The 26,243-nt window shown below is 62.0% G+C and carries 29 protein-coding genes and 1 pseudogene; 17 read left to right on the top strand and 13 right to left on the bottom strand.

Features of this window, described 5'->3' with window-relative positions; all coding sequences use genetic code 11:
• The first annotated feature begins 6 nt into the window (after positions 1-6).
• From CXQ82_RS24370 to CXQ82_RS24355, 4 genes are all read left to right on the top strand, one after another.
• Positions 7-1,020 (top strand): ABC transporter substrate-binding protein, encoded by a 1,014-nt coding sequence (locus tag CXQ82_RS24370; protein WP_101272666.1) that lies wholly within the window; start codon positions 7-9, stop codon positions 1,018-1,020.
• On the top strand, positions 1,020-1,946 hold the full coding sequence (locus tag CXQ82_RS24365) for an aliphatic sulfonate ABC transporter substrate-binding protein (RefSeq protein ID WP_101272665.1): 927 nt from the start codon (positions 1,020-1,022) through the stop codon (positions 1,944-1,946). The genes CXQ82_RS24370 and CXQ82_RS24365 overlap by 1 nt, the downstream gene beginning before the upstream one ends.
• Positions 1,947-2,129: 183 nt before the next feature.
• A complete protein-coding gene (locus tag CXQ82_RS24360) occupies positions 2,130-3,134 on the top strand; it encodes an ornithine cyclodeaminase family protein (RefSeq protein ID WP_101272664.1) in 1,005 nt (334 codons plus the stop codon).
• Positions 3,131-4,561: an aromatic amino acid lyase gene (locus CXQ82_RS24355; protein WP_101272663.1), complete on the top strand. Its 1,431-nt coding sequence runs from the start codon at positions 3,131-3,133 to the stop codon at positions 4,559-4,561. Before CXQ82_RS24360 ends, CXQ82_RS24355 begins: the two co-directional genes overlap by 4 nt.
• Here CXQ82_RS24355 and gstA read toward each other — a convergent pair.
• A complete protein-coding gene (gene gstA, locus CXQ82_RS24350) occupies positions 4,501-5,103 on the bottom strand; it encodes a glutathione transferase GstA (protein WP_101272662.1) in 603 nt (200 codons plus the stop codon). The genes CXQ82_RS24355 and gstA overlap by 61 nt on opposite strands.
• Positions 5,104-5,199: 96 nt before the next feature.
• On the opposite strand from gstA, the gene CXQ82_RS24345 reads away from it, so the two are divergent.
• From CXQ82_RS24345 to CXQ82_RS32050, 3 genes and pseudogenes are all read left to right on the top strand, one after another.
• Positions 5,200-6,069: a LysR family transcriptional regulator gene (locus CXQ82_RS24345; RefSeq protein ID WP_101272661.1), complete on the top strand. Its 870-nt coding sequence runs from the start codon at positions 5,200-5,202 to the stop codon at positions 6,067-6,069.
• A gap of 122 nt (positions 6,070-6,191) precedes the next feature.
• Positions 6,192-7,007: pseudogene (locus CXQ82_RS32055) on the top strand (PAS domain-containing protein); the annotation flags it as partial.
• The gene (locus CXQ82_RS32050) at positions 6,984-7,556 is read left to right on the top strand and encodes a methyl-accepting chemotaxis protein (protein ID WP_371917372.1); all 573 of its coding nucleotides are present in this window, start codon (positions 6,984-6,986) and stop codon (positions 7,554-7,556) included. The pseudogene CXQ82_RS32055 and the gene CXQ82_RS32050, both read left to right, overlap by 24 nt.
• Positions 7,557-7,655: 99 nt before the next feature.
• Here CXQ82_RS32050 and CXQ82_RS24335 read toward each other — a convergent pair whose 3' ends face one another.
• The 6 genes from CXQ82_RS24335 to CXQ82_RS24310 form a co-directional block, all read right to left on the bottom strand.
• Entirely contained in the window at positions 7,656-8,165 is a 510-nt protein-coding gene (locus CXQ82_RS24335; protein ID WP_101272660.1) for a hypothetical protein, read from the bottom strand.
• A 133-nt stretch (positions 8,166-8,298) separates the two neighbouring features.
• A complete protein-coding gene (locus CXQ82_RS24330) occupies positions 8,299-9,708 on the bottom strand; it encodes an MFS transporter (protein WP_101272659.1) in 1,410 nt (469 codons plus the stop codon).
• Between the two features lie 12 nt (positions 9,709-9,720).
• Positions 9,721-10,458 (bottom strand): NAD(P)-dependent oxidoreductase, encoded by a 738-nt coding sequence (locus CXQ82_RS24325; RefSeq protein ID WP_101272658.1) that lies wholly within the window; start codon positions 10,456-10,458, stop codon positions 9,721-9,723.
• Between the two features lie 15 nt (positions 10,459-10,473).
• A complete protein-coding gene (locus CXQ82_RS24320; RefSeq protein WP_101272657.1) occupies positions 10,474-11,106 on the bottom strand; it encodes a glutathione S-transferase family protein in 633 nt (210 codons plus the stop codon).
• Positions 11,107-11,185: 79 nt separating this feature from the next.
• The gene (locus tag CXQ82_RS24315; RefSeq protein WP_101272656.1) at positions 11,186-11,428 is read right to left on the bottom strand and encodes a hypothetical protein; all 243 of its coding nucleotides are present in this window, start codon (positions 11,426-11,428) and stop codon (positions 11,186-11,188) included.
• On the bottom strand, positions 11,418-12,206 hold the full coding sequence (locus CXQ82_RS24310; protein ID WP_101272655.1) for a VacJ family lipoprotein: 789 nt from the start codon (positions 12,204-12,206) through the stop codon (positions 11,418-11,420). Before CXQ82_RS24310 ends, CXQ82_RS24315 begins: the two co-directional genes overlap by 11 nt.
• A 170-nt stretch (positions 12,207-12,376) precedes the next feature.
• Here CXQ82_RS24310 and CXQ82_RS24305 point away from each other — a divergent pair, with 170 nt between their 5' ends.
• Together CXQ82_RS24305 and CXQ82_RS24300 are read left to right on the top strand one after the other, a co-directional pair.
• Positions 12,377-13,087, top strand: a complete 711-nt coding sequence (locus CXQ82_RS24305) for a response regulator (protein ID WP_101273861.1) — start codon at positions 12,377-12,379, stop codon at positions 13,085-13,087.
• Positions 13,084-14,439, top strand: a complete 1,356-nt coding sequence (locus CXQ82_RS24300) for an ATP-binding protein (RefSeq protein WP_101272654.1) — start codon at positions 13,084-13,086, stop codon at positions 14,437-14,439. The genes CXQ82_RS24305 and CXQ82_RS24300 overlap by 4 nt, the downstream gene beginning before the upstream one ends.
• 53 nt (positions 14,440-14,492) lie before the next feature.
• On the opposite strand, the gene CXQ82_RS24295 is transcribed toward CXQ82_RS24300, so the two are convergent.
• The gene (locus CXQ82_RS24295) at positions 14,493-14,732 is read right to left on the bottom strand and encodes a DUF6124 family protein (protein ID WP_101272653.1); all 240 of its coding nucleotides are present in this window, start codon (positions 14,730-14,732) and stop codon (positions 14,493-14,495) included.
• Positions 14,733-14,900: 168 nt separating this feature from the next.
• Entirely contained in the window at positions 14,901-15,932 is a 1,032-nt protein-coding gene (locus CXQ82_RS24290; RefSeq protein WP_163034558.1) for a LacI family DNA-binding transcriptional regulator, read from the bottom strand.
• A 213-nt stretch (positions 15,933-16,145) separates the two neighbouring features.
• Between CXQ82_RS24290 and CXQ82_RS24285 the strand changes: the two genes are divergently transcribed.
• Positions 16,146-16,679 (top strand): gluconokinase, encoded by a 534-nt coding sequence (locus tag CXQ82_RS24285; protein WP_101272651.1) that lies wholly within the window; start codon positions 16,146-16,148, stop codon positions 16,677-16,679.
• Between the two features lie 84 nt (positions 16,680-16,763).
• On the top strand, positions 16,764-18,116 hold the full coding sequence (locus tag CXQ82_RS24280) for a GntP family permease (protein WP_101272650.1): 1,353 nt from the start codon (positions 16,764-16,766) through the stop codon (positions 18,114-18,116).
• Between the two features lie 149 nt (positions 18,117-18,265).
• On the opposite strand, the gene alaC is transcribed toward CXQ82_RS24280, so the two are convergent.
• The gene (gene alaC, locus CXQ82_RS24275) at positions 18,266-19,477 is read right to left on the bottom strand and encodes an alanine transaminase (protein ID WP_101272649.1); all 1,212 of its coding nucleotides are present in this window, start codon (positions 19,475-19,477) and stop codon (positions 18,266-18,268) included.
• A gap of 196 nt (positions 19,478-19,673) precedes the next feature.
• Between alaC and CXQ82_RS24270 the strand changes: the two genes are divergently transcribed.
• Complete coding sequence (locus tag CXQ82_RS24270) at positions 19,674-20,156, top strand: GyrI-like domain-containing protein (RefSeq protein ID WP_101272648.1); 483 nt, start codon at positions 19,674-19,676, stop codon at positions 20,154-20,156.
• 135 nt (positions 20,157-20,291) lie between these two features.
• On the opposite strand, the gene CXQ82_RS24265 is transcribed toward CXQ82_RS24270, so the two are convergent.
• Positions 20,292-20,786 (bottom strand): N-acetyltransferase, encoded by a 495-nt coding sequence (locus CXQ82_RS24265; RefSeq protein ID WP_101272647.1) that lies wholly within the window; start codon positions 20,784-20,786, stop codon positions 20,292-20,294.
• 160 nt (positions 20,787-20,946) lie between these two features.
• Here CXQ82_RS24265 and CXQ82_RS24260 point away from each other — a divergent pair, with 160 nt between their 5' ends.
• Genes CXQ82_RS24260 through CXQ82_RS24245 form a run of 4 tightly spaced genes read left to right on the top strand, consistent with a single transcriptional unit; the run spans position 20,947 to position 23,475 of the window.
• Positions 20,947-21,366: a nuclear transport factor 2 family protein gene (locus tag CXQ82_RS24260; RefSeq protein ID WP_101272646.1), complete on the top strand. Its 420-nt coding sequence runs from the start codon at positions 20,947-20,949 to the stop codon at positions 21,364-21,366.
• Positions 21,367-21,408: 42 nt separating this feature from the next.
• Entirely contained in the window at positions 21,409-21,753 is a 345-nt protein-coding gene (locus CXQ82_RS24255) for a YciI family protein (protein ID WP_101272645.1), read from the top strand.
• Positions 21,754-21,787: 34 nt separating this feature from the next.
• Complete coding sequence (locus CXQ82_RS24250; RefSeq protein WP_101272644.1) at positions 21,788-22,267, top strand: SRPBCC family protein; 480 nt, start codon at positions 21,788-21,790, stop codon at positions 22,265-22,267.
• Positions 22,264-23,475, top strand: coding sequence for an RNA polymerase sigma factor (locus tag CXQ82_RS24245; protein ID WP_101272643.1), 1,212 nt, complete (start codon positions 22,264-22,266; stop codon positions 23,473-23,475). Before CXQ82_RS24250 ends, CXQ82_RS24245 begins: the two co-directional genes overlap by 4 nt.
• Before the next feature lie 185 nt (positions 23,476-23,660).
• Here CXQ82_RS24245 and CXQ82_RS24240 read toward each other — a convergent pair whose 3' ends face one another.
• On the bottom strand, positions 23,661-24,386 hold the full coding sequence (locus CXQ82_RS24240) for an SDR family oxidoreductase (protein WP_101272642.1): 726 nt from the start codon (positions 24,384-24,386) through the stop codon (positions 23,661-23,663).
• A gap of 111 nt (positions 24,387-24,497) precedes the next feature.
• On the opposite strand from CXQ82_RS24240, the gene CXQ82_RS24235 reads away from it, so the two are divergent.
• Positions 24,498-25,340: a LysR family transcriptional regulator gene (locus CXQ82_RS24235; protein WP_101272641.1), complete on the top strand. Its 843-nt coding sequence runs from the start codon at positions 24,498-24,500 to the stop codon at positions 25,338-25,340.
• Here the strand turns inward: CXQ82_RS24235 and CXQ82_RS24230 are convergent, their stop codons facing one another.
• The gene (locus CXQ82_RS24230; protein ID WP_101272640.1) at positions 25,341-26,195 is read right to left on the bottom strand and encodes a LysR family transcriptional regulator; all 855 of its coding nucleotides are present in this window, start codon (positions 26,193-26,195) and stop codon (positions 25,341-25,343) included.
• Between the last annotated feature and the right edge of the window lie 48 nt (positions 26,196-26,243).

The following is a 26,243-nucleotide window of genomic DNA, read 5'->3' as shown; positions in this document are numbered from 1 at the left end:
CTCTGCATGAAAACAATCAAAAACCTACTAGGTGGTTCACTGTTGGCATTAGCTGTATTGACCCAGCCCACACAAGCCGCCGAAACCGTCAAACCCATCCACTTCGGCGACATCACCTGGGAAAGCGGCAGCCTGATTACCGAGGTGCTGCGCCTGATCGTCGAGAAGGGCTACGGCCTGCCCACCGACACCTTGCCCGGTAGCACCGTGAGCCTGGAGGCCGCGCTGGCCAAGGACGATATCCAAGTGATCGGCGAAGAATGGGCCGGGCGCAGTCCGGCGTGGGTCAAGGCTGAAAGCGAAGGCAAAGTGTCGGGCCTGGGCGACACGGTCAAGGGCGCCACTGAAGGCTGGTGGGTGCCCGAATACGTGATCAAGGGCGACGCCGCACGCGGCATCAAGCCCCTGGCGCCGGACCTCAAGTCGGTGGCCGACCTGGCCCGCTACAAAGACGTGTTCCGCGACCCCGAAGACCCGACTCGCGGGCGCTTCCTCAACAGCCCTACCGGCTGGACCTCGGAGATCGTCAACAGCCAGAAACTCAAGGCCTACAAGCTCACCGACAGTTTCGTCAACTTCCGCACCGGCTCCGGCGCGGCACTCGATGCCGAGGTGGCGTCGTCGATCCGTCGTGGCAAACCGGTGCTGTTCTACTACTGGTCGCCGACCCCGCTGCTGGGGCGTTTCAAGCTGATCAAACTGGAAGAGCCGCCGTTCAACGCCGAGGCCTGGAAAACCCTCTCCGACGCGAAAAACCCCAACCCGATCGGCACCCGCTCGATGCCCGCGCGCCTGGCGATTGGGGTGTCCGCGCCGTTCAAGGCGCAGTACCCGCAACTGGTCAGCGTGTTTGAAAAAGTCGACCTGCCGATTGACCTGCTCAACGCCATCCTCGGCGACATGAGCGAGAAACGCACGCCGCCACGCCAAGTGGCCGAGGCCTTCCTCAAGCAGCACCCGCAAGTCTGGCAGCAGTGGGTGCCGGCGGATGTGGCGAGCAAGATCCAGGGGGCGCTGTGATGTTGAGGATACTTGCGGCTGCTGTGCTTTCACTGGTCGCCGGGCAAACCCTGGCGGCCGAACCTGCCACCTTGCGCATCGGCTACCAGAAAAGCTCGGTGAGCATGGTGCTGGCCCGTGAGCACAAATTGTTCGAGGACGCGTTGCCCGGCACCCAGGTGCAGTGGGTCGAGTTCCTCGGCGGCCCGCCGCTGATCGAAGCGCTCAACGCCGGCAGCCTGGACATCGGCAATATCGGCGACATCCCGCCGATCTTTGCCCAGGCGGCGGGCATCGAGTTGCAGTACTTCGCCGTCGAGCCCAACGAGGGCAAGTCCGAAGCGGTGCTGGTGCCCAAAGCCAGCAGCGTGCAGAGCGTGGCTGAACTCAAGGGCAAGCGCGTGGCGCTGCTCAAGGGCTCCAGCGCCCATAACCTGTTCCTCAAGAGCCTGTTGCGTGCGGGCTTGCAGTGGAAGGACGTGGACGTGGTGTACCTGTCGCCGTCCGATGGGCGTGCCGCCTTCGAGCAAGGCAAAGTCGACGCCTGGGTTGTGTGGGACCCGTACTACTCGGCCGCCGTGGTCGATGGCTCTGCGCGCGTGCTCGGCGATGGCCAGGGGCTCAACCCGGCGGGCACGTTCTTCGTCGCCAGCAGCGCCTTTATCAAACAACACCCGCAGGCCATCGCCAGCATTATCCAGACCCTCGCCAAGGCCCAACGCCTGTCCCTGGACCAGCCGGACGCGAGCATTGCGCTGATGGCCAAGACCCTGGGCCTGCAACCGGCGGTGGTCAAAAGCTACTTCGAACACCGCTCGTCCGTGCCGATCCGCCCGCTGCAAGCCGCCGACATCGCCACCCAGCAGCGTACCGCCGACCTGTTTTTTGCCAACGGCCTGATCCCGAAAAAGGTCGATGTGCAGCAGGTTGTGTTCAAACCCCAGTAACCGAACCTCGCACAAACACCTGTGGTGAGCGGGCCTTTATGTGGCGAGCGGGCTTGTCGAATCGTCGCACCGCCGCGTTGGGCTGCGAAGCAGCCCCAAAACCCGCCGGCACACCTCCAGCGCGGCGGTGCGACAAGCCCGCTCGCCACAAGTATCCATCCGACTTTAATCAGTGAGCAGACCATGCAACCGATCTACATCGACTTTCTCAACGGCCTCGACATCGACGAACTGGCCCTCAGCAACGATGAAATCCTCACCGCCATCGAAGCCAGCCTGGCGATCCAGGGCCGGGGCGAGGCGGTGATCGAACCACGCACCCACCTGATTCCCGGCGGTGATATCAACGGCCACTTCAACGTGCTGCGTGGCGTACTGGGCGGCGACATCGGTTACGCCGGGGTCAAGGTGGTGGGCGATTTTGTCGACAACTACCGCAAGGGCCTGCCGTCGGAACTGGCGATTCTCAACCTGCTGGACCCGGCCACCGGCATTCCAAAAGCCATCCTCGATGCCTCGGCGATCACGGACATGCGCACCGGCGCCATCACTGCCATCGGTGCCAAATACCTGGCCCGCCCCGACAGCAAAGTGCTCGCGCACATCGGCGCGCGCGGCACGGCGTACTGGAATGTACGGCTGCTGGACCATCTGTTCGACTTCGAGGAAATCCGCGTGCATTCGCGGCGCAGTGAAAGCCGCGAAGCCTTCGCCGAACGCCTGCGCCAGGACCTCGGCAAACCGGTGATTGTCACCGAAGATTGGGAATCCACCGTGCGCGGCGCCGATATCGTGGTCGAGGCCTCGCGCCTGGACCAGCCCGAACCGTTGCTGCGCACCGAGTGGATCAAACCCGGTGCCTTTGTGGTGCCCTACGGCACCATGAGTGCGGTGGAGTTGTCGCTCACCGACATCATGAGCAAGTCGGTGGTGGACGACTGGGGCCAGTGCAAAGGCGGCCTGTTTGGCGCATTGCGCGCCCATGTGGAGGCCGGGAAACTCAGTGCCGAGAGCCTGCACGCCGAGCTGGGGCAGATCGTCGCGGGGTTGAAACCCGGCCGCGAAACCCCCGAGGAAACCATCCTGTTCTGGCACCGTGGCCTCAGCCTCAGCGATATCGCCCTGGGGCACGCGCTGTTGGAAAAAGCCAAGCGCCTGGGGCTTGGCCAGCGGCTGCGCTGGGCATGATCCACCTTGATCCCGAAGGCCTGACACTGGCGGATTTGCTGACGATTGCCCGGCAAGAGGCGCCGGCGGATTTCACCGCCAAGGCCCGCCAACACATCGACGACGGCCACCGCCTGCTGCTGAAACTCGCGGCCGCAGGCACGCCGATCTATGGCGTGACCACCGGCCTCGGTGCGGCGGTGGATACGCCGGTGGCGCCGGTGCAAGCGAACATTCCTCTGGGGCGGGCAGTCGGGGTTGGGCGCCTGGCCAATCGCCAGGAATTGCGCGCGATCACCGCGGCGCGCCTGGCCGGGTTGGCTCAGGGCCGCTCGGGAATTTCACCGACGGCGGCAGACGCATTGCTGGCGTTGCTTAATAGTGGCGTGGAGCCCGAGGTGCCGCTACTGGGCTCGTTGGGTGCAAGCGACCTGGCGCCGCTGGCGCACCTGAGCCTGGCCCTGAACGTGCCGCTCACCGGCAAGGATGGCCTGGCGCTGGTGTCGGCGAATGCGGCGAGTGTCGGGCTGGGTGCGTTGCTGGTGTTCGAGGCACAGCAGGCACTGCACGCCATGCTGGCGGCGCTGGCCTTGTCGTGCGAGGGCTACCGCGCCAACCTCAGCCCGTTCCAGCCGTGGGCCTCACGCCTGCGGCCGGCGCCGGGGCAGGCCGAGCAATCGGCGGCCTTGTTGCAGTTGCTGGCGGGCGGTGAACTGGTGGATCACCCACGCCGCCTGCAAGACCCCTTGAGCTTTCGCTGTGCCGCGGTGGTACAGGGCGCGACGCAACAGGCGTTGGACCAAATGCAGGGGTTGATCGAGTTGGAGTTGCGCAGTGGCGCAGACAACCCGGCGCTGATCAGCGAAGCGGCAATGGTGCTGGCCACGGCCAATTTCGACAGCACGCACTTGGCGCTGGCCGCCGAAGGCTTGGGCCTGGCGCTGAATCGGCTGGCCGCGTGCAGTGCCGAACGCATGGCCAAATTGCTCTCGCCTGAGTCCAGTGACCTGCCGCGTTTTTTGATCACCCAACCGGGGCACGTGGGGATGGCTGCGTTGCAGCGCACCAGCGCGGCGTTGGTCGCGGAGATCGGCCACCTGGCCAACCCGCTGCCGGCGGTGAGCGTGCCGGTGGCCGATCGCGTCGAAGACTATGCCGGCCAAGCCCTGGCCGTGGTCGACAAGACCCGCCGCTTGACCGAGCGGGTGCTGTGGCTGGCCAGTATCGAACTGATCGTCGCCGCGCAAGCAGTGGACCTGCGTGGTGCGTTGCAACTGGGGCAGGGCACCGGGCAGATCCACGCCGCCGTGCGCAGCCAGGTGGCGTATCTGGATCAGGATCGCTCGGGGTCGGTGGATGTGTTGGCCTTGAGCGCTTTTATCTCAAGTCATGGATTCTCGGCCGCCAGCGCTGCAATCACCGCCTGCCGCTCGCCGATGCGTTGCTGAAACGCCTCCAGCGCTGGCCAGTCGTGCAGATCAATCGCGTGAAACGCCGCCCAGCGCAGCACCACAAACAGGTAGGCATCCGCCACCGAATACCCGGTGTCCAGCAGGTAGTCCTGGCGCTCCAGGGTTTGCACCAGCAGCGCAAACCGTTTGAACAGCTTGGCCAGGAACGAGGCTTTCAGCTCGCCCTGGATCGCGCTGTTGAAAAACACCGCCAGCCCGCCATGCACTTCGGTGGCGATAAAGTTCAGCCACTCCTGCAGGCGCACGCGCTCCCAGCTACCATTGGCCGGCGCCAGGTTTGCTGTGGGTTTCAGGTCGGCCAGGTATTGCAGGATCGCGCTGGATTCGGTCAGCACCTGGCCGTCGTCCAGTTGCAGCGCCGCTACATAGCCCTTGGGGTTGAGTGGCAGGAAATCTTCGCCATCGGCGGTGGTCTTGGTCTGGTTATCGACCCGCACCAACTCGAACGGCAGCGCCAATTCGCGCAGCACGATGTGGGGGGCGAGGGAGCAGGCGTGGGGGAAGTAATACAGTTTCATCAAGGGCGACTCCGTGGGATTTGCGCCAGTCTCACGGGCATGGCACCGTGGGTAAAATTAAACGTTCAGACCCCCGCCATAAGGACAGCTACTGTCATGATGAACCTGATGCACTGGCGCCTGCTGGTGGCCGTGGCCGATCACGGCAGCATCACCGCGGCCGCCGAGCGCGTGGGCATGACCCAATCCGCCGCCAGCCAAGCCATGGCCGGCATGGAGGCCACCTTGGGCGCGCAGTTGTTCACCCGTGAACCGCGTAAGACCTCTCCCACCGCCCTGGGGTTGAGTGTGATCGAGCAGGCGCGGGTAATGCTTGGGGCTTTACAGACAATTCGCAGCACTGTGGACGAAGCCCGCCCGATGCTGCGTGGGACGATTCGCATAGCCAGTTTCCCGATGGTGCTGGCGATGTTTCTGACGCCGGTGTTGCAGCGCTTCGCTCAGCTTTATCCGGGAATCGAAGTCACCACCCTGGATGTCACCGACAACGAAGTGCTCACCCTGCTCGACGCCGACCTGGTCGACCTGGGCGTAGTGCTCAACCCCAAGCCCGAGCGCATGGCCACGGTATTGGGCCGCGACCTGTGGCAGGCGGTGCTGCCGGTCGATCACCCGCTCGCGCAACGCGCGGCCGATGCCAGCGTGTCGCTGGGGGAATTGCTCGAGCAACCCTTCGTGCTCGCCACCGGTGGTTGCACCGCCAACGCCCGCAGCCTGGCGGCCGCTGCGGGGCTCACTTTGCGTGATATCCGCGTGGAAGTACGCGAGTGGAGCAGCGCCTACAGCCTGGTGCGTGAAGGTGTCGGCGTGGCGCTGGTGCCGCAATTGGCCTTGCCAGCGCAGCGCAAGGGCCTGCGCGTGATGCCGCTGACGGTGCCGCTGCACCGCGAATTTGCCTTGGTCGGCTCGCCCACTCGTGCGCCCTCTGCCGCCACCAGCGCATTGTTAAAAATGCTGGCTGACTAGTGGCCTTGCATAGCGTCTAGCCCTGTCTATGCTCACTCAGAACCGTTGATGACGCTTGGCATATAAAGCGATTCGGATGGTTATTTCCCCAAGAAGGTTTGCCAGCAGTATCCAACAACGGAATGGAATGCGCCTTCCAGGCGCCGGGAATCAAGGGTGATCTGACCATGTTCAATCTCCACCACAAATCCGACTTGCTTGAAATCCAGCGTTTCTCTTGTGCCCTCACCGAATCCAACGCCAAACTCGCCGCCATCAGCCGTTCCATGGCGATGATCGAGTTCGACCGCGACGGTGTGATCCTCAATGCCAACGACAACTTCTGCAAAGCCATGGGTTATACGCTCGAGGATATTTGCGGCAAACATCACCGTATTTTCTGCGACGAGGCCTACACCCATACCGACGCCTACGCCAAGCTCTGGCGCGACCTGGCACGCGGCGAAGCCCTGAGTGGCACCTTTATGCGCCTGAACAAGCATGGCCAGGAAGTGTGGCTTGAAGCCAGCTACATGCCGGTGCTGGACAGTGACAACCACGTGCAGAGCGTGATCAAAGTAGCGTCGGACATTTCCGCGCGGGTCCACCACGAACACGAAAACCAGAGCCTGATCGACGCCATCAGCCGCTCCATGGCGGTAATCGAGTTCACCCCCCAAGGGCAGATCCTCAACGCCAACGAAAACTTCCTGAAAACCGTGGGGTATTCGCTGGATGAAATCGTCGGCCAGCACCACAGCATGTTCTGCCACCGCAGCGAAGTGGAGTCGCCGGCCTACAAGGCGTTCTGGGCCTCGCTCAACCGTGGCGAATACCACTCGCACCGCTTTGAACGCAAAAACAAATACGGCAAGACGCTGTTCCTGGAGGCGTCCTACAACCCGATCTTCGACGCCAGTGGGCGTCTGTACAAAGTGGTGAAGTTCGCCAGCGACATTACCGACCAGGTCAGTACCCTGCGCACCGCTGCCGACTCGGCCCACGCCACCTCGGTACAAAACGACGCCTGCGCGCGAAAGGGCTCGGAGGTGGTGCAGCAAACCGTGCAGATCATCGAAGAAATTTCCCACGACCTGAACGCGGCGGCGGTGAGTATCGACGCGGTGAGCAAGCAGTCCGACATCATCGGCGCCATCGTGCAGACCATTCGCAGCATCGCCGAACAGACCAATATGCTCGCGCTCAACGCAGCGATTGAAGCGGCGCGGGCCGGTGAGCACGGGCGCGGGTTTGCCGTGGTGGCCGATGAGGTACGTAGCCTCGCCGCACGCACCAGCCAGGCGACGGTGGAAATTGTCGAAGTGGTGCGCAAGAACCACGACCTGTCCCTGAGTGCGGTATCCAGTATGCAGTCGAGCTTGAGCCGCACGGGGCTTGGGGTGGAGCTGGCGAATGAGGCGGGGCAGGTGATCCTGGAGATCCAGGAAGGGTCACGGCATGTGGTGGATGCGATCAGTCAGTTCAATTCGACGTTGCAGTTGCAATAACTGATCTACACCACACCGAAAATCCACTGTGAAAGAAGAGCAAATGTGGGAGGGGGCAAGTCGAACCGCCCCTCCCACAAAGTGATTCCCTGGTGTGGCTTAGATCGCTGCCAGGGTTTCTTTCACACTTTGAGCCGGGTCAGTGGCTTTCGCCGCTACCTGCTGCTCTTGCTGCTGCTTGATGCGATCAGCCACTTGCTTGGAAATGGCGTCCTGCTTTTCCTGCGACATGTTCTGTACATCCGCCTCGGTCAAACCCTGTTCCTTGAGCAATTGCTCACGGATGCGTTCGGCCGGGGATTTGCTCATGTAGTCAGTGAACTCCGACCGCGCGCCGGACGTGGACGTGGTGGCCGGCACCGAATCGGTCGACGGGGTAGCTGCCGCCGTTGAGGCCTGCAACTGTACGCGGGTCTTGGCGAAGGCTTCGTCGATGCGGTCGGCGGCCTTGTCCAGGTTCTTCTGCGCGGCCGGCACGGTCACGCTTTGCGCCGCCGCTTGCACGGCTCCGCTGTACAGCGCACTGGCGGCGGCGTTGGCGGGGTCCATGTCGGGGCGCTTGATGTGCTCAATGGTCGACACAGCTTGGACGTTGTTGTTAACCAGCATGATCGGTCACCTGGGGAAATGTACGGTGCCACAGCTGGAGCAATTAGCGTGCCGGGTGCCAGCCCCCCGGTTTTATTGGCGATTGCCGGGCCGCTGCGGCAAACATTGTCCCGCCGGCGGCCAGGCATTGCCGTCAGTGGGCGATATTTTCCAGGGCCAGGTTCCGCGTGCGTGGGCCGAACCAACTGATGGTGATCATCACGATCAACATGCTGCTGGCAATAAACGCCAACACCCCCGGCGTGCCCAGGTGTTCGAGGATAAAACCGATCAACAGGCTGCTGAACACCGTGGACAAACGGCTGAACGAATAACAGAAGCCCACCGCCCGCGCACGGATATTGGTCGGGAACAGTTCGCTCTGGTACGAGTGATAACTGAAGCTCAGCCACGCATTGCAGAAGGTGATCAACACGCCGCAGATCACCAGCCCCACCGCCGTGGTCTGCAGGGCGAACAGGCTGCCGAAGATCATCGCGCCCATGGCCGAGCCGACGATCTGCCATTTGTTTTCAAAGCGGTTGGCCACCTTCACGAACAGCAACGGCCCCAGCGGGTAGGCGAGGGTGATGATAAACGCGTAGAGCAGGCTGTGCGTCACGCTCACGCCCTGGCCCGAAAGCAGCGCTGGCAGCCAGTTGCCAAAGCCAAAGAACCCGATGGCCTGGAACACATGGAACACAATCAGCATCAACGCCCGGCGGCGGTACGGCGGTTGCCAGATATCGGCAAACCGGCCGCTGCCTTGCACGCTGACGGCTTCCGGTTCTGGCTCATCCAGCGGTTTGCCGTGATCCTTCTGGCAGCGTGCTTCGAGGCTGTCCATGATCTGCCCGGCTTCGTCAAAGCGGCCTTTTTGCGCGAGCCAGCGCGGTGATTCCGGCAGGCGTTTGCGCAATTGCCAGATAAACAGCGCAAACACTGCACTGCTCAACACCACCCAACGCCAGCCAGAGACCCCGAACGGCGCTTGGGGCACCAGCCACCATGACATCAAGGCCACCGCCGGCACCGACAGAAACTGGATAAAAAACGCAAAGGCAAACGCCGAACTGCGCATGCGCTTGGGCACCAGTTCCGAGAGGTAGGCGTCGATGGTCACCAGCTCGATCCCCAGGCCGATACCCACCAGAAAGCGCATGCAGATGATGCCTATCGCGGAGGTCTGGATGCCCATCAACACCGTGGCCACGGTGTACCAGATGAGCGCAAAGGTGAAGATCGCCCGGCGCCCGAAGCGGTCGGCAATCGGGCTGAGCAGGCTGGCGCCGAGGAACAGGCCGAGGAAGGTGGCCGAAGCGAACGCCGCTTGGTCCGAGAAGCCGAACACACCGTCTTTACCGGTGTGGAAAATCCCGTCGCTGATCAGGCCAGGGCTGATGTAGGCGGTCTGGAACAGGTCATACAGCTCGAAAAAACCACCGATCGAGAGCAACGCCACCAGCCGCCAGATAGTGGCAACGGCGGGCAGGCGGTCGATGCGCGCGCTGATGTGGGCGGCACGGATCGGGTCGATGCCATCAGTAGGGGAAAGTGCAGGCATGGCAGAGAAAACTCAGTAGGAAATCGGGATCTCGAAGGTCTGGAATGCATCATCTACCGGATGGTAACCCAACACTCGCGTGGTTTCGCTCAAGTCCAGGCGCTTGAAGCGGTTATTGGAAATGCCATGGGCGATCAGGTGCTTTACGCCTTCGGCCTCGACCGAACGTTGCAGCAGTTGCACGGCGTCACGCGGGCTGAGCCAGGCACTCAGGTCGCGGGCGTTGTTGAGGTCGTGGGTTTCGACGAATTCGAAGGCGCCGATGCGCAGGGCAATGGTCGACAGCGGTGTTTTCGCTGCGTAGTAGCTGCACAGCGCCTCGCCGTAGCATTTGCTCACGCCATACAGGTTGGCGGGCATTACCTGCATCCCGGCGGTGATCTGGCGGTCTACCGGGTAGCCTTCGATGGTTTGCGCGCTGCTGGCGAACACCAGGCGCGTTACCCCCGCCGCCACGGCGGCTTCGAACAGGTAGGTGGTGGCGAGGATATTGTTGGGCAGCAATTCGTCGAACGACGCGCTGGCGTGAGGGATGCCAGAGAGGTGCACGATCACGTCGATGCCGTCGAGCAGGGCGGCCAGGCCTGATGTGTCGCTGAGGTCGGCGTGCACGAAGCGGTGTTCGCCGAGGTCGAAGTCCGGCGTGATGCGGTCGGTGAGGGTGAAGCGGTAGCGGTCTTTCGAGGCTTCGAAAAACGTCTTGCCGATTCTGCCGCAGGCGCCGGTAAGCAGTACGTTGAGTCCTTTCACGGTGGAGTCCTTGGTTTAGTTGTGGCCGTCGAGGGCAAAGGTCTTGAAACCCTGCCGTTGGCTGAGGCGCTGGTAGTACGCGGCAATGGCGGGGTAGGGCGGATGCTCCATGGGGGTCATCTGCCAGCGGTGCACCGAGAGGCCGATGAGGATATCGGCCAGGGTGAATTCATTACCGGTTACGTAGGCAGCGGTTTTTGCCAACTGTTGTTCGAGCAGGCCCATCTTGTCGTTCCAGGCCTGCACACCAGCGGCCAGGCGTTGCGGGTCCTGGTGGTCGGGACTGTTGCGCACCAGCGCCTGGAAGGCGTAGCCCCAGGCGGGGTTGAGTTCGCTGGCCTGCCAGTCCACCCATTGCTCAACCCGCGCGCGCGGCGCCGGTTCGGCGGGGAGCAGGTCGTAGCGTTGGTAGAGGCCGATCAGGTAGCGGCAGATGGTGTTGGACTCCCACAGCACGCCGTGGTCGTCGATCAGCACCGGTATCTGGGCGTTGGGGTTCAAGGCAAGGAACTCGGCGGACTGGGTGGGCTTGAAGCCGATGCCCCAGTCTTCGCGGATGTAGTCGATGCCCAGTTCCTGGCATGTCCACAGCACCTTGCGCACGTTGATGGAGGACGTGCGACCCAAGATTTTCAGTGAGTGTCCCATGATGCTTCCCTGGCATTTGGAGAAGCATCAATCTAGCAGGTGCCAGCAACACGATGAAACGAATTCTCCATCGCAGCCCCTAAGCCTCTGTGCGCTCGCCATGGCTGATCATCCAGCGGAGCATGCTCGCCAAGGGGATTCGATGATGTTGCACCGAGCACCAGGCGCTGTGTTCATCGCCGTACAACTCCACGTAGCGGCTGAGGGTGACGTGACGGCCGTCCTCCTCCACCGACAGTTCGATTTCGCGGCAATGCAGCAACGCCGGGCTGGCCATGCGTGTTCTGCGGTGCAGCACCAGCGCTGGGTTTCTACTCGCCATCTTGCTCACCTTTGACACACACCGAGGGGTAGGCCACGACCCGGCCTGCCTTGCCTTCCAGTACGAAATCAGCCCGTCGCTGGGCGGTGGTGTCGCGCAGTGCCTGGTAATAATCCGGCTGTTGACGCAATTGCTCGGTAAACGGCAACGCCTCCGCGCGGCCATCGACGATGCCGCCAACGGTGCTGACGGTGCCCAGGGTCTCGACGGTATCGCTGTTGCTGCCCAAGGGGCTGATCGCAAAGCTCAACACTTTGCCGGTGGCATCACGCAGGTTGCCGGTGCCCAGCAACGGCAGTTCAACGATAGGTCCGTTGGCGATATTCCACACGCCAAATGTCTGGCCGAAGTCAGCCTTGTGCCGCTCTATGCCCATTTTGCCCGACACATCGATCAACCCGACGACCCCCACCGTGGTGTTGATCACGAAGCGGCCGAAGGTGGTGACGGAGCGCTCACCGTTGCCCTGCAGCAGGTCATTGATAAAGACCTTGGGTTCGCCGAAGTTGGCGACAAAGTTGTGCACGCCCGTTTGCACGAATCCAGGCAAATGCCGGTAACCGCGTGCCACCGGTGCCAGGGCGTAATCATCCACCGTTCGATTGAAGGCGAAGATGCCGCGGTTGACCGGTTCTGCCGGGTCATGAAGCGTATCGCCGAGGCGGTCACAGGGGGAAGGCAGTGGTTCAGGCGCGCTCGCGCAGCCACTGGCGAGTACAACAACAAAACCGATAATGGTGGAGCGTACAACAGGCGTGGCGCGTTTGATGGTTAGCATGCAGGGTCATCTCGGCAAGGATTGGTGGCGATCCTGCCTGGCTTTTTTTGCCTGAAGATTTCCGCTTTATTGCCTGCCTGTCGCTTTATTACCGAGTTGAAATATATGACGCCGCGCCAGGAATGATTTTAGATACGCACTTGCAAACCCTTTGCGCCAGCGAGACCGCCGTGAGCCATCTATTACTGGTCGATGACGATATTGAAGTCCTCGCCCTGCTGCAGAAGTTCCTTGAACAGCACGGCTACAGCGTGGAAGTCGCCACCGACGGCCCGTCGCTGTGGCGCGCGCTGGAGCGGCGATTACCGGACCTGATCATCCTCGACGTCATGCTTCCCGGCGACAGCGGCCTGGTGCTCTGCCAGCAGTTGCGTGCCAGGCATGGCATCGCCGTGATCATGCTCACGGCCATGGGGGAACTGAGCGACCGGGTGGTAGGCCTGGAGCTGGGCGCCGACGATTACCTGACCAAGCCTTTCGATGCACGGGAGTTATTGGCCCGGGTACGCGCAGTGCTCAGGCGTACCGCCGATATTGCCGCGCCCGCGCCGGACTCATCACGCACAATCCTTGAGTTCGCAGACTGGCAGTTGGATATCACCCGCCGTGAATTGCGTTCGCCGGAAAAAGTCATGATTCCCCTGTCTACGGGGGAATTCGAGTTGCTGCTGGTGTTCGCCGAACACCCGCGCCGCATCCTTACCCGCCAGCAGTTGCTTGATCTGGCCCGGGGTGAGTCTTACGACGCCTTTGATCGCAGCATTGATGTGCAAGTCAGCCGACTGCGCCGCAAGCTCGAAACCGACTTACACGCTGAGCCGATGATCCGGACCATCCGCAATGGCGGGTATCTGTTCAGCCCAAGTGTGATGAAACGATGAGCGTGTTATCCAGGCTACGCGCCCGATACCATCGCCCCCACGATACCGTGGCCCGCTGGATCGCCCTGACCACCATGGCGGCGATGTTGACGTCACTCGGGCTCTACAGCGTTTTCAGCCTGGTGGCCGGTGTTTGGGCACGGCCGCCCCTTCTCGAAATCGGCTTGATGGAACGGGTGGCGAGCATCACCCGGATGATCAACGCCGCCCCTGTTGATCAGCGTCACACGCTTACCCGGGCAGCCACCGACAAGGTCTTCAGCGTGCAGTGGTTGGCGCGCCGCGAAGATGCACATTTACCCGAGATCAACGACCCGGGTTTCAACGATGGCCAGCAATTGCTGCGCGATCTGCTGGAGATGCCTGCCGCGTCCATCGAAGCGTACGAGCCGGATGATTGGGCTGCCGAACACGTCGAGCGGCCTTATAGGTTGATGGTCCAGTTAATCGATGGGTCCTGGATGCAGTTTTCGGTAGCCAGTCGCAGATGGGGGCTGGACCCGTTCAAGCGCAATCTGATCGTGATCGTGCTGGCACTGTTGTCGACGGTCGTGGTGGCGCTTATCGCGACCCGCCATCTGGCGACTCCGCTTGAACGCTTTGCCCAAGGGGCGCGGCGCTTCGGCAAGGATTTCCGTGCGCCGCCCATTCCGGTAGTCGGCCCTCACGAAATTCGCCAGGCGATCCTTGCCTTCAATGCCATGCAGGCGCAGATCCAGCATTTTCTGAATGACCGCACGCAAATGCTTGCCGCCATCTCCCACGACTTGCGCGCACCGCTCACTCGCATGCGGCTGCGGGGTGAATTCATTGAGGACGCCGAACAGCAGACGCGATTATTCCGTGATGTCGATGAGATGCAGGCCATGGTCAACAGCGCGCTGGATTTCTTTCGGGATGACGCGAGGCTTGAACCGGCCACAGCATTCGACCTGGCAGAGTTGTTGCTGACGTTGGTCGATGACTTCAAGGATGCAGGCACCGAGGTGACCTACGAAGGCCCCTCCAGGCTGGTGTACGTCGGCCGCCCGATCGGCCTTAAACGTGCGCTGAGCAATCTGCTGGATAACGCCATCAAATACGGTAGCGAAGCGGGTGTTCGCTTGAAAACCGAAGGTGAATACGCCCACATTCAAGTCGTTGATCGCGGGCCGGGCATTGCCAGCGAGTATCAGGAGCAAGTGTTTGCGCCCTTCTTCCGTATCGAAGGGTCGCGCAATAAAAATACTGGCGGCGTGGGCTTGGGGCTCCCCAGTGCTCGGGCGGCGGTGCTTGAACATGGCGGGTCGCTGACGTTACACAACCGCGCCGCGGGTGGGCTGAAGGTTCGAGTGGTTTTGCCGATGAATTGAGCTGATCCGGCGCTCTGCCGAATAGGCGGAACACCGGACCCTTTGGTGCTGCGTCAGCAGCGCGGGGTGTGCTGGTCCATGGCTTTGCCTACCAGCAGCACACTCAGCTCGCTCAATTGATGAATGGCCAGGGCGACATCGCGGTGTTTACCGGTGAGGTCATCGGACAGGTCGAGCAATAAAGTGCTGACCGAACACACGGTTTCGTAGCTGTTGATCAGCAGGGTTTCGGTGGTGGTACCGGGGATGACGGTGAAAAGCGTGGTAGGCGGCGTATCGACTTCTTTGATCATTAACGTGCTCCTGATTTAGGAGGTCCGAAGAGGGGCTTCTAAACCCGATCACCAAGGAATTCAGCGACCGGTAAACCTTAGAGAGCCCACACCAGAAGCACAAGCCAGCGGATTCTGACGTAAACGTAGGCAACGGATTAAAGCGCTTGCCGCAATGTAAGTCGCTTCCTACGTACTCTCGCGCACCTGCAACTCAAACCCCATATCCACCACCGGCTTGGCGATTTTGTTGCCCGCCATGATCGTCAACAGATGCTCGGCTGCACGTCGGCCAATCGCCTCCCGTGGCGTGCTGATGCTACTCAGGCGCGGCACCATGAACGACGATGCCGGCAAGTCGTTAAAGCCCAGCACCGCCACGCGCTCCGGCACGTTGATGCCATGGCGCATGGCTTCGAGCAGCGCGCCTTGGGCCAGGTCGTCGTTGCCGAAGAAGATCGCGTCAACGTCCGGGTGGGCCGCCAACAGTTGCAGAAACAGTTCGCCACCCAAGCCAACGGAGGAGGGGCGCGGCGTCAGCAGTTCCAGCGCCGGGTCGTACCGGCCGGCTTGCTGCAGGGCGCGGCGGAAACCTTCGCCACGCAGCAGCGTGCGTTGGTCCAGTTGCGCGCCGATATAGGCCAGGCGTTTGTAACCACGGGACAGCAGGTGTGCCGCCGCCGTTTCACCCGCCGCCAGTTGCGAGAAACCCACGCAGTTCACCCCGGCGTTGGGGTCCAGATCCATCATGTACACGCAAGGCACATTGCTGGCCTCGACCATCCGTCGGGCGCTTTCGGTCCGATCAAACCCGGTCAGCAGCAAACCCCGTGGCTGGTAGGCCATGTAGTTACGCAGCAGGTTTTCTTCTTCATCGCGGGAATAGTGAAAGTTGCCGATCAACACTTCAAAGCCTTTGGGCCGCAGCACCTGGTGGATGGCTTCGAGGGTTTCGATAAACAGCAGATTGGACAGCGACGGCACCAGCACTACCACTGAATGGCTCTGGGCCGAGGCCAGTGCGCGGGCGGCGGGGTTGACCACGTAGTTGAGTTCGGCAGCGGCGTGTTGGACTTTTTCCACCAGCTCGGTGGCCACGGTGCTGATGCCACGCAAGGCGCGGGAGGCGGTGATCGGGCTGACGCCGGCCAGGCGGGCAACTTCATTCAGGGTGGGGCGACCGGTGGTGCGTAATTTTTTATCGTTCTTGGAGGTCATCAGGCGGCTTGCCAAACAAAAATCGAGGCACTAAGGTAGCGCTGTCTCCAAAAGGCTGCAAATTATTGAACTTAGGGTTGCCTGATCCGGTTCGAATGCTTGGAGCGGATGCACGCGTCACTCCATAAAAAAAGACAAGACGGCGCGGGAAAAGCCTGTTTTTGCACTAGCCTTACAGCGTGCAAAGGTAGCGCTATCTGCGTCCTGAGGTGTTCCATGAGTCAACCTGTTACCGCCCTGGTCATCATGGGTGTTTCCGGCTGTGGCAAGTCCAGCGTCAGCGAGGCCTTGTGCCGCCTGAACGGCGCCACCGCCATTGAAGGCGATAGCTTTCACCCTGCCGCCAACATCGAAAAGATGAGCGCCGGCCACCCCCTCAACGACGACGACCGCGCCGGCTGGCTCGACATCCTCTGCGATGAGCTGCGCCGCTCGCTTAAAGCGGGCGAGCATCCCGTGCTCACCTGTTCAGCCTTGAAGAAAAAATACCGCGACCACCTGCGCGAAGCCGCGCCCGGCCTGGGGTTTGTGTTTCTGGAGCTGACCCGTGCCGTGGCCGCCGACCGCGTGTCCCATCGCCCCGGCCATTTCATGCCGGCCAGCCTGATCGACAGCCAGTTCGCCACCCTCGAATCGCCCAAGGGCGAGCCCCTGACCCTGGCCCTCAACGCCAGCGAAGACAGCGTCGAGGACCTGGCCGAGCAGACCAACGCCTGGTGGCTGCAACACGGTTTTGAACCATCCAAATAATTTTTTGCCGGAAAAGATAGCGCTATCCCCGGCAGGAAGTTCAACACCCGCTTTAATAACAACAACAAACAGGAGAGACCCCCCATGTTTGGCATGTCCCACGAGTCCTACCTGCTGCTAGATGCAGTAGTCACTATCATCGGGTTGATCGTTCTGATCACCAAGTTCAAGGTGCACCCGTTCGTTGCACTGATCATCGCGGCCGGCTTCCTCGGCCTGACCTCGGGCATGCCCGTGGACAAGATCATCAAGGCGTTCCAGGACGGTTTCGGCGGGGTGCTCGGCTTTGTCGGCATCATCCTCGCGCTGGGTACGATGCTCGGCAAGATGATGGCCGAATCCGGCGGTGCCGATCAGATCGCCCAGACCCTGATCCGCGCCTTCGGCAAGGAAAAGGTCCAGTGGGCCATGATGTTCGCCGCGTTCCTGGTGGGCATCCCGCTGTTCTTCGAGATCGGCTTTGTGCTGCTGATCCCGCTGGTGTTTATCGTCGCGCGCCGTACCGGTGTGTCGCTGATCAAGATCGGCATCCCGCTGCTTGCCGGCCTGTCGGCGGTGCACGGCCTGGTGCCACCGCACCCGGGCCCGCTGCTGGCCATCGGCGTATTTGGCGCGGACATCGGCAAGACCATCCTGTATGGCCTGATCGTTGCGCTGCCGACTGCCATCATCGCCGGCCCGATCTTCGGTACGTTCATCGCCAAGTACATCCCGGGCAACCCGTCCCAGGAACTGGTCGATCAACTGGCCCGCGAGCCGGAGAATAAAAACCTGCCGAGCTTCAGCATCACCCTGATCACCGTGCTGCTGCCGGTGTTCCTGATGCTGCTGAAAACCTTCGCCGACATCGCGTTTGCCGAAGGCAACGTGGTGCGTAACTGGATGGACATGATCGGTCACCCGATCACGGCGCTGCTGCTGGCGCTGCTGTTGTCGCTGTACACCTTTGGTACTCGCCAAGGCATCCATTCCAAGCAGATCCTCAAGCTGCTCGACGCCAGCCTTGCGCCGACCGCCGCGATCATCCTGATCATCGGCGCCGGTGGTGGCTTCAAGCAGATGCTGGTGACCAGCGGCGTGGGCGACGTGATCGGCCATATGGCGGTGACCGCGCAGATCAACCCGATTTTGCTGGCGTGGCTGGTGGCGGCGGTGATTCGTGTGGCCACGGGTTCGGCCACCGTGGCGACCATTACCGGCGCGGGCATTGTGGTGCCGGTGGTGGGCATGATCCCGGGGGTCAACCGTGAGCTGCTGGTGCTGGCGACGGGGGCGGGTTCGTTGATCCTGTCGCACGTCAACGATGCGGGGTTCTGGCTGGTGAAGCAGTACTTCAACATGACCGTGGCCGAGACGTTCAAGACCTGGACGGCGATGGAAACCATCCTGTCCGTGGTGGCGTTGATCTTCATCATGTTGCTGTCGTTGGTGGTGTAACAGGTTCACCGCAAAACAAATGTGGGAACCCAATCAAATGTGGGAGGGGGCTTGCCCCCGATGGCAGTGGATCAGTCACCAGATGCAGTGACTGACACTCTGCTATCGGGGGCAAGCCCCCTCCCACATTTTTGATCGCATTCAGGCCGTCAGGCTTTCTGGACCAACCCATCCGCCCGGAACATCCCGCGAATCCCGCGCACGGCCTGGCGAATCCGGTCCTGGTTCTCGATCAGCGCAAAGCGCACATGATCGTCCCCATACTCGCCAAAGCCGATGCCCGGCGACACACACACCTTGGCCTCCAACAGCAACTTCTTGGCAAACTCCAGCGAGCCCATGGCGGCGTACTGCTCGGGGATTTTCGCCCAGACGTACATCGACGCCTTGGGGTTCTCGACCATCCAGCCCAACTCATGCAGGCCCTTGACCAGCACATTGCGGCGCTGGCGGTACTGCTCGGCGATGTCTTTCACGCACTGTTGGTCGCCTTCCAGCGCGGCAATCGCCGCCACCTGCAGCGGCGTGAAGGTGCCGTAGTCGTGGTAGCTCTTGATCCGCGCCAGGGCGTTGACCAGTTCCGGGTTGCCGACCATGAAACCGATGCGCCAGCCGGCCATGTTGTAGCTCTTGGACAGGGTGAAAAACTCCACCGCAATGTCCTTGGCGCCCGGCACCTGCATGATCGACGGGGCTTTCCAGCCGTCGTAGACGATATCGGCGTAGGCCAGGTCATGCACCACCAGCACGTCGTATTGCTTGGCCAGCGCGATTACCCGTTCGAAGAAATCCAGCTCCACGCATTGTGCGGTGGGGTTGGACGGGAAGCCGAGGATCATCATCTTCGGCTTGGGGATCGAACCACGAATCGCCCGTTCCAGCTCGTCGAAAAAGTCCACGCCCGGGATCAGCGGCACCGAGCGCACCTGGGCGCCGGCAATCACCGCGCCGTAGATGTGGATCGGGTAGCTGGGGTTCGGCACCAGTACGGTATCGCCCTGGTCCAGGGTGGCCAGCATCAAGTGCGCCAGGCCTTCCTTGGAACCGATGGTAACGATGGCTTCCGACTCGGGGTCGATGTCCACTTCATAGCGGTCCTTGTACCAGCGCGAAATCGCCCGGCGCAGACGTGGGATGCCTTTGGAAGTGGAGTAGCCGTGGGTGTCTTCACGCTGTGCGACGGTGACCATTTTCTCCACGATATGCGGAGGTGTGGCGCCGTCAGGGTTACCCATGCTCAAGTCGATGATGTCTTCGCCGCGCCGACGCGCAGCCATCTTCAGCTCGGCAGTGATATTGAACACGTAAGGGGGGAGTCGATCTATGCGCGCAAAGCGGCGCGGCGAACCTTGGTCGGCCATTGTTGCCTCGAGAGTACGTAAGCGCCCGGAACCGTCCGAGCGACGTCGGCCACTGCGGTGGCCTGCGGGGCAGACAATACGGTCGATGATGGCCAGTTGTCCAGATGTGTAGGAAAATTTTCTGCATGGAGTACAGCGTAGATATGCCCCTATACTCGATACGGGTTTGTTCCCTCATAAGAAGGAGACTGTTCGTATGGATCAGCAGACAAAACAACCGTTAGAGCCACGCATGGAAGCCGGTAAAGCCCTGGTGATCGCCGGGGTGCAAGGGCGTTATTCGAAGGCCACCGTGGGCGATATCCCCAAGCTGTGGGAGTTGTTCGATACCTGCATCAAAGACATCAAACGGCGCGTGGGCGGCGTGACCTATGGCGTGTGCCACAACCCCAAGCATGGCGAATTCGACTACATGGCCGGGGTCGAAGTCCCTACCAAAGGCGACGTGCCGAGCAACTTCGAGTCCATCGAAATTCCGCCGCTCAACTACGCCGTGTTCCCGCACTACGGGCCGGTGCAGGCGTTGGAGCAGACCTACGAGCGCATCATGTTCGAATGGTTGCCGCACTCGGGCTACAAGGTGATGGGCGCGGATTTCGAGCGCTACAGTGCGGACTTTGATGCGCGCAAGGGCACGGGGTCGGTGGAGATCTGGTTGCCGGTGGGCGAGAAGGGCTGACGACCTGGTGCCGCCAGGCGTTTTGTGGCGACCGCGCTTTTGTGGCAAATGTGCTTTTGTGGCGAGCGGGCTTGTCGAATCGTCGCACCGCCGCCTTGGGGCGCGAAGCGGCCCCCAATGGGGGCGGGGCGTCGCTCACTCGCCTAGTTCGAGCCGCAATCTGCGCTCATACCCAATCCGCCCCTTATACGCCTCCCCGCTGTCCACCCACCCAGCCCTCAGATACAACCCCATCGCGGCCAAATTATCCGCATCCACCGACAATTCCAGGCCCTTTATCTGCGGCCACGCATTCAGCGCCGCCGCCGGCAGGGCCTGCAAACACGCCTTGCCGAATCCGCGCCCTTGTTGATGCCGATCCACCTGCAGTGCGTGCAAGGTCGCGCTGTGTTCATCGGCCCAATGGGGGAGGCACGGTGGGCGCTTTAGCAGCAGGAAGGCCACCGGCAGGTCGTCGGCAAGCAGGGCGAAGCCTTTGATGGCGCCGGGTTTGGGGTTGACCAGCAGGCTGTTCAGCGCACAGTAGATATCACCGGAGTACGCCAGCTGCTCGGGATGCACCTGCAGGGCGTCGAGTTGCTGTTTCTGCACAAGGCTCAGCGTCTCATAGGGGACGAGGCGGGTTTCCATTGGCGGCGTATCCGAAATCCTACAAAGAGGCGTGGATTCTAGCGGGTTTGCCGGGGGCGAAATTATTTTTCAGCGGGCTGTCGATTGGCCGATGGGCCATTCGACTAAGGATGTCTTCCATGATTTTTCCTACCCCCGGAAGCACCCGAGGAGCATCGCCATGAGCACTGCCATCAACACCCTTATCGAACAATGGAAACACGCCGTCAGCGCCAAGGATGTGGCGAAGATTGTCAGCTTTTACGCCGACGATATTGTCGCGTTCGACGCCGTTAACGCCCTGCAATTCAAGGGCAAGGCCGCCTACCAGGCGCACTGGCAGGCGTGCATGGAGTTCTGCCCCGGCCCCGGCGTGTTTGACTTCCATGAACTGCATATCGTCGCCGCCGACAACAGCGCCTTCGCCCATTGGCTGGCGCACTGCGGGGGCACCGGGCCGGACGGCGTGCTCAAGACCTGCTGGATGCGCGTCACCGCCGGTTACCAGCGTATCGATGGCCAATGGAAGGTGGTGCATGAGCATTGGTCGGCGCCCTTCGACATGCAAACCGGCGCCGGTCTGTTCGACCTGAAACCTTGAGCGCCACGAACTATAGTCAGTCATCCGACAGCGGAGAGCACCATGAAATACCTGTGCCTGATCTACAGCAACGAGCAGGTGCTGCACACCTCGCCCGATAGCCCGGCAGACCCGGAATGCTTTGCCTACGCCCAGGCTGTACAGGCCAGCGGGCGCATGCTGGCCGCCGAACCGCTGGAGTCGGTGAGCACCGCCACCACCGTGCGCGTGCGCAACGGCAAGCTGTCGATCACCGACGGGCCGTTCGCTGAAACCAAGGAGCAACTCGCCGGGTTCTACCTGATCGAAGCCCGGGATTTGAACGAAGCGATCCAGGTGGCCGGTGGCATCCCGGCCGCCCGGGTCGGCAGTGTGGAAGTGCGCCCCGTGCGCGAGTTGAATCTCTGAATACAACAAGCATAAAACTCAGGAGGTTTACCCCATGTCTACGCAACCTGCCGAATTTGAACTGTCCATCAGCCGCGTGATTGACGCGCCGCGCAGCCGTGTATTCCGCGCGTGGACCGAGCCCGCCCTGCTGCAACAATGGTGGGGGCCCCACGGCATGACCACCCCCGAGTGCGAAATGAACCTGTGGGTCGGTGGCCTGTTTCGCACCCTGATGCGTGCGCCGGATGGCGCCGAATACCCGACCCAGGGCGTGTTCCTGGAAATCGTCGCGCCACGGCGGCTGGTGTTTACCGACGCCTTTTCACCGGGCTGGATTCCATCGGGCAAGCCGTTCATGACCGCCGAAGTGACCCTGCAGGAAGTCGACGGCAACAAGACCCTCTACACCGCCCGCGCCATGCACTGGAGCGCAGAAGACAAGCAGGCCCATGAAGCCATGGGGTTTCACGATGGCTGGGGCCAGAGCCTCGACCGCTTGGTGACGCTGGTGACCGAAGGCATGCGCGATTGACGCCTGCGGTCGAGGCCATTTACCGCAGTGAATCGCGGCGGGTGCTCGCCACGCTGATTCGCCTGCTGGGGGATTTCGACCTGGCGGAGGAGGCCTTGCACGAGGCGTTTTTCGTCGCGCTCGAGCGCTGGCCGCAGGACGGCGTGCCGCACAATCCGCGGGCGTGGCTGGTCTCCACTGGCCGCTTCAAAGCCATCGACCGTCTGCGCCGCCAGGCCCGTTTTACCCCGTTGCTGCTGGCCCAGGCCGAGGCGCTGGAAGCGCTGGAGTGGAGTGTCGAAGACGTGGAAGACGACCGCCTGCGCCTGATCTTCACCTGCTGCCACCCGGCGCTGGCGCCCGACGCTCAGGCGGCGCTGACCTTGCGTGAGATCTGCGACCTCACCACCGAGGAAATCGCCCGCGCCTTTCTGGCCACGCCCACCACCATTGCGCAGCGTATCGTGCGGGCCAAGGGCAAGATCCGCGAGGCGAAAATCCCTTATCAGGTGCCGTCCCTGGCCGAGTTGCCCGAGCGCCTCGACAGCGTGTTGCAGGTGGTTTACCTGGTGTTCAACGAGGGCTATTCGGCGTCCATGGGCACCGACCTCACGCGGGATGACTTGACCCGGGAAGCCATTCGCCTTGGCCGTTTGCTGATGGCCTTGCTGCCGGAGCCGGAAGTGCTCGGGTTGCTGGCGCTGATGCTGTTGCATGAAGCCCGCCGTGCGGCGCGGACTTCGGCTGGCGGCGAACTGGTGCTGTTGGATGAACAGGACCGTTCGCTGTGGGATGCGTCCTTGATTGCTGAAGGCTGCACGCTGGTGGAGCAGGCGCTGACCACCGGGCGTTTTGGCCCCTATTGCCTGCAGGCGGCGATTGCGGCGGTACACGCCGAAGCGCCCAGCGCGGGGGCGACGGATTGGGCGCAGATAGTCGGGCTCTACGAGGTGTTGCTCAGGCAAGTGCCATCGCCGGTGATCGAGTTGAACCGCGCCGTGGCGCTGGCCATGCGCGATGGGCCCTTGGCAGGGTTGCAACGGGTCGAGGAGATTCTGGCGCGGGGCGAGTTGCTGGACTACCACCTGGCGCATTCGGCACGGGGGGAGTTTTGCCGGCAGTTGGGGCGGGTGGAAGAAGCCCGTGAGGCCTACGAAAAAGCCCTGTCACTGACCCAGCAAGCCCCGGAAAAACGCTTCCTGGAGAAGCGACTGGCCCAACTCGATTAGGCCCTGGCTGTCGTGGCGAGCGGGCTTGCCCGCGTTGGGCTGCGAAGCAGCCCCAAAACCAGACGCTGAGTTCTTCCAGGAAAAAACTCGGTGCCTTTACTGGGGCTGCTGCGCAGCCCAACGCGGGCAAGCCCGCTCGCCACAGGTAATGTGCCAGTCGCTCTCCATTACGCATTTAAACGGTGTTAAGGCTGCTGCCGCGTCGCCGCCAACACGATCTCGCGAATACACACATGCTGTGGCTGCTGGTAGGCGTAGGCAATCGCCGAGGCCACGTCATCCGCGCTCAGCACCGTGCCGCCCATGTCTTGCTTCCAGGCCTGGTAACCGGTTTTGATCGCCTCGTCGGTGGTGTGGCTGAGCAGTTCAGTTTCCACCGCACCGGGGGCGATGGTGATGACGCGTACATTGCTTGGCGACAATTCCTCGCGCAGGTTTTCCGAAATCCCATGCACGGCGAACTTGGTGCCTACGTAGGCCACGTGATTGGGGAACGTCTTGCGCCCGGCCACCGAGCTGACGTTGATGATCGTACCGCCCCGGCGCGCGACCATGCTACCGGCCACTGCGTGGATACCATTGAGCAGGCCCTTCACGTTCACGTCGAGCATCTGCTCCCATTGCGCCGGGTCCTGCTCGCTGACGGCGCCCAGCAGCATCACACCGGCGTTGTTGATCAGTGCATCGGCGGGGCCAAATTGTGCTTCGGCTTCCTGTACGGCCGCGACCAGGGCAGCGCGGTCGGTGATGTCGACGCCACGGTTCAAGGTGTTCGGCAGTGCCAGGTCATTCAAGCGATCAATGCGTCGTGCCAGCAGCAACAACGGGTGGCCGGCGGCGGACAGCCGGCGGGCGGTGGTTTCGCCAATACCGGAACTGGCACCGGTGATGATGATCAATGGCTTGCTCATGCGGGAACTCCTGAAATAAGAAAAACCGATAACTCAATCGTGTCCGCAGTATATTTATCGCCGTATTGGCTGAAAAATGCCTTATTCCTCTATCTGCCATCGGATTAAGCTATGGATGTGCGTCACCTCAAGGCGTTTCTCGCGGTGTTTGAAGAGCGCAACATCACCGCCGCCGCGCAACGTTTGTTTATCAGCCAGCCGACCTTGTCGGTGACCATCAAGCAGCTGGAAGACGAACTCGGCGTGGCGCTGTTCGTGCGCCAGCCGCGCGGTGTGGACGTCAGCGACGAAGCGCGGGTGTTGTACCCCCACGCGCGGCGCATGGTGGCCGAGGCGGATGCCCTGAGCCGGCTGTTTCGCGGGCGCGAAAACCGCATTGCCCTGGAGCTGGGTGTGGAGGGCGATATTGCTGACAGCCAGATAGAAACCTTCCTACGCATGGCCCATGAAGGTTTACCCGGTTTGCTGCTGACCTTGCAGGAAGGCTGCGAGGGAGACGGGCGCCTGGCCGTGGAGGAAATGTGCTGCGAGGACGAACTCTTCCTGCCGCTTTGGGAAGAGTCCTACGTGATGGCCTTGCCCGCGGCGCATCCCATGGCGCTTGGCGCAAAGGAGCCGGCCTGGGCGCCGATTGAAGACTGGATTACCTGCCCGCAACACGATTCCCACCAACGCCTGATGGCGCTGTATGGCCGCTCGCCGCAAGCCGTCGCCGGGCATGCCGGGTCGTTGACCCAGGCCCTGCATATGGTGGCGGCCGGCGTGGGCGTGGCGATGTTGCCGCAGTCGCTGGCGGCCGAGCGCGCCGGGGTGGTGATTCGCGAATGGCACCTGCCGGCGCCAACGCGCCGGGTTGGTCTGTGCTTTGCCGCACAAGCCCTGGAGCTGCCCGCATTACGCGCCTTGCACGAGTACTTCCAAAACAACCGCCCGCCGCAGAGTGCGGTGACTTGATCACTCAAGCATCTGGCTCAACATCCAGCTCCCCGCCGGCCCCGGTGGGCGTTGGCGCGACCACAGTACATCCACCGCCACCGAGCGTGGCCAACTGAGCACGCTGAGTTCAACCAGCCCGGCGTTGCCAAAGCGTTCCACCAGCCAGCGCGGCAGTTCGGCCCAGCCGAAACCGAGCTGGGCCATTTCCATCAGCATCAAAAAGCTCGGCGCCGACCACACACGGCCCATGGGCCGTGTTTCATTCGGGTTGATGATGGTCGCCAAGCGCAGTTCGCGATGTTGCTGCAAGGTTTGCGTGTCGATGTGCTGCAGGTGCGCCAACGGATGGCTGGGGGCGACGAACAGCGCGATTTCCGTGCGTTCCTCCACGGGCGCACGGCTCAGGTCGGGCGGGTAAACGTTTTGGGCTTCGATAAACGCCATATGCGCGCGACCGCTTTGCACCAGGGCGATCAGGTCTTCGCACTCGGCGATCAACCACTCCAGCTCCAGGTCCGGGTAGCGCTGCTCAAAAGCTTTGAGGGCGAGTTCGAAACGCTCCGACTGGTAGGTATCGGACATGGCAATCGTGACTTTTGGCTCCAACCCTTGCGCCAACTGGCTCGCCGCCAGCTCCAGGCGGCTGCTGGCCTCCAGCACCTGCTCGGCGCGTTGCAGCAACACATGGCCTGCTGGAGTGAGTGTCGGCTTGCGGCTGCTGCGGTCAAACAGCACCACATCGAGATCAATCTCCAGGCTCGCAACAGCGGCGCTGACCGTGGATTGGCTTTTGCCCAACTTGCGCGCGGCCGCTGAAAACGAGCCTTGGGTAGCCGCCTGGACAAACGCCTGGAGCACTTCGTGAGAAGCCATGACTATCGCCTTGGTCGATGGTTATTAGTTATGAAGTATCGATCCGTA

The organism is Pseudomonas sp. S09G 359 (assembly GCF_002843605.1).
In the GTDB taxonomy this organism is placed as follows: Bacteria; Pseudomonadota; Gammaproteobacteria; order Pseudomonadales; family Pseudomonadaceae; genus Aquipseudomonas.
This window is presented reverse-complemented; position numbering and strand designations above follow the sequence as displayed.

Bases quoted from the DNA above. Each gene is read 5' to 3' on its own strand.
- CXQ82_RS24370 (WP_101272666.1), top strand. From the start codon at position 7: ATGAAAACAATCAAAAACCTACTAGGTGGTTCACTGTTGGCATTAGCT.
- CXQ82_RS24365 (WP_101272665.1), top strand. From the start codon at position 1,020: ATGTTGAGGATACTTGCGGCTGCTGTGCTTTCACTGGTCGCCGGGCAA.
- CXQ82_RS24360 (WP_101272664.1), top strand. From the start codon at position 2,130: ATGCAACCGATCTACATCGACTTTCTCAACGGCCTCGACATCGACGAA.
- CXQ82_RS24355 (WP_101272663.1), top strand. From the start codon at position 3,131: ATGATCCACCTTGATCCCGAAGGCCTGACACTGGCGGATTTGCTGACG.
- gstA (WP_101272662.1), bottom strand. From the start codon at position 5,103: ATGAAACTGTATTACTTCCCCCACGCCTGCTCCCTCGCCCCCCACATC.
- CXQ82_RS24345 (WP_101272661.1), top strand. From the start codon at position 5,200: ATGATGAACCTGATGCACTGGCGCCTGCTGGTGGCCGTGGCCGATCAC.
- CXQ82_RS24335 (WP_101272660.1), bottom strand. From the start codon at position 8,165: ATGCTGGTTAACAACAACGTCCAAGCTGTGTCGACCATTGAGCACATC.
- CXQ82_RS24330 (WP_101272659.1), bottom strand. From the start codon at position 9,708: ATGCCTGCACTTTCCCCTACTGATGGCATCGACCCGATCCGTGCCGCC.
- CXQ82_RS24320 (WP_101272657.1), bottom strand. From the start codon at position 11,106: ATGGGACACTCACTGAAAATCTTGGGTCGCACGTCCTCCATCAACGTG.
- CXQ82_RS24315 (WP_101272656.1), bottom strand. From the start codon at position 11,428: ATGGCGAGTAGAAACCCAGCGCTGGTGCTGCACCGCAGAACACGCATG.
- CXQ82_RS24310 (WP_101272655.1), bottom strand. From the start codon at position 12,206: ATGCTAACCATCAAACGCGCCACGCCTGTTGTACGCTCCACCATTATC.
- CXQ82_RS24300 (WP_101272654.1), top strand. From the start codon at position 13,084: ATGAGCGTGTTATCCAGGCTACGCGCCCGATACCATCGCCCCCACGAT.
- CXQ82_RS24295 (WP_101272653.1), bottom strand. From the start codon at position 14,732: ATGATCAAAGAAGTCGATACGCCGCCTACCACGCTTTTCACCGTCATC.
- CXQ82_RS24285 (WP_101272651.1), top strand. From the start codon at position 16,146: ATGAGTCAACCTGTTACCGCCCTGGTCATCATGGGTGTTTCCGGCTGT.
- CXQ82_RS24280 (WP_101272650.1), top strand. From the start codon at position 16,764: ATGTTTGGCATGTCCCACGAGTCCTACCTGCTGCTAGATGCAGTAGTC.
- alaC (WP_101272649.1), bottom strand. From the start codon at position 19,477: ATGGCCGACCAAGGTTCGCCGCGCCGCTTTGCGCGCATAGATCGACTC.
- CXQ82_RS24270 (WP_101272648.1), top strand. From the start codon at position 19,674: ATGGATCAGCAGACAAAACAACCGTTAGAGCCACGCATGGAAGCCGGT.
- CXQ82_RS24265 (WP_101272647.1), bottom strand. From the start codon at position 20,786: ATGGAAACCCGCCTCGTCCCCTATGAGACGCTGAGCCTTGTGCAGAAA.
- CXQ82_RS24260 (WP_101272646.1), top strand. From the start codon at position 20,947: ATGAGCACTGCCATCAACACCCTTATCGAACAATGGAAACACGCCGTC.
- CXQ82_RS24255 (WP_101272645.1), top strand. From the start codon at position 21,409: ATGAAATACCTGTGCCTGATCTACAGCAACGAGCAGGTGCTGCACACC.
- CXQ82_RS24250 (WP_101272644.1), top strand. From the start codon at position 21,788: ATGTCTACGCAACCTGCCGAATTTGAACTGTCCATCAGCCGCGTGATT.
- CXQ82_RS24240 (WP_101272642.1), bottom strand. From the start codon at position 24,386: ATGAGCAAGCCATTGATCATCATCACCGGTGCCAGTTCCGGTATTGGC.
- CXQ82_RS24235 (WP_101272641.1), top strand. From the start codon at position 24,498: ATGGATGTGCGTCACCTCAAGGCGTTTCTCGCGGTGTTTGAAGAGCGC.
- CXQ82_RS24230 (WP_101272640.1), bottom strand. From the start codon at position 26,195: ATGGCTTCTCACGAAGTGCTCCAGGCGTTTGTCCAGGCGGCTACCCAA.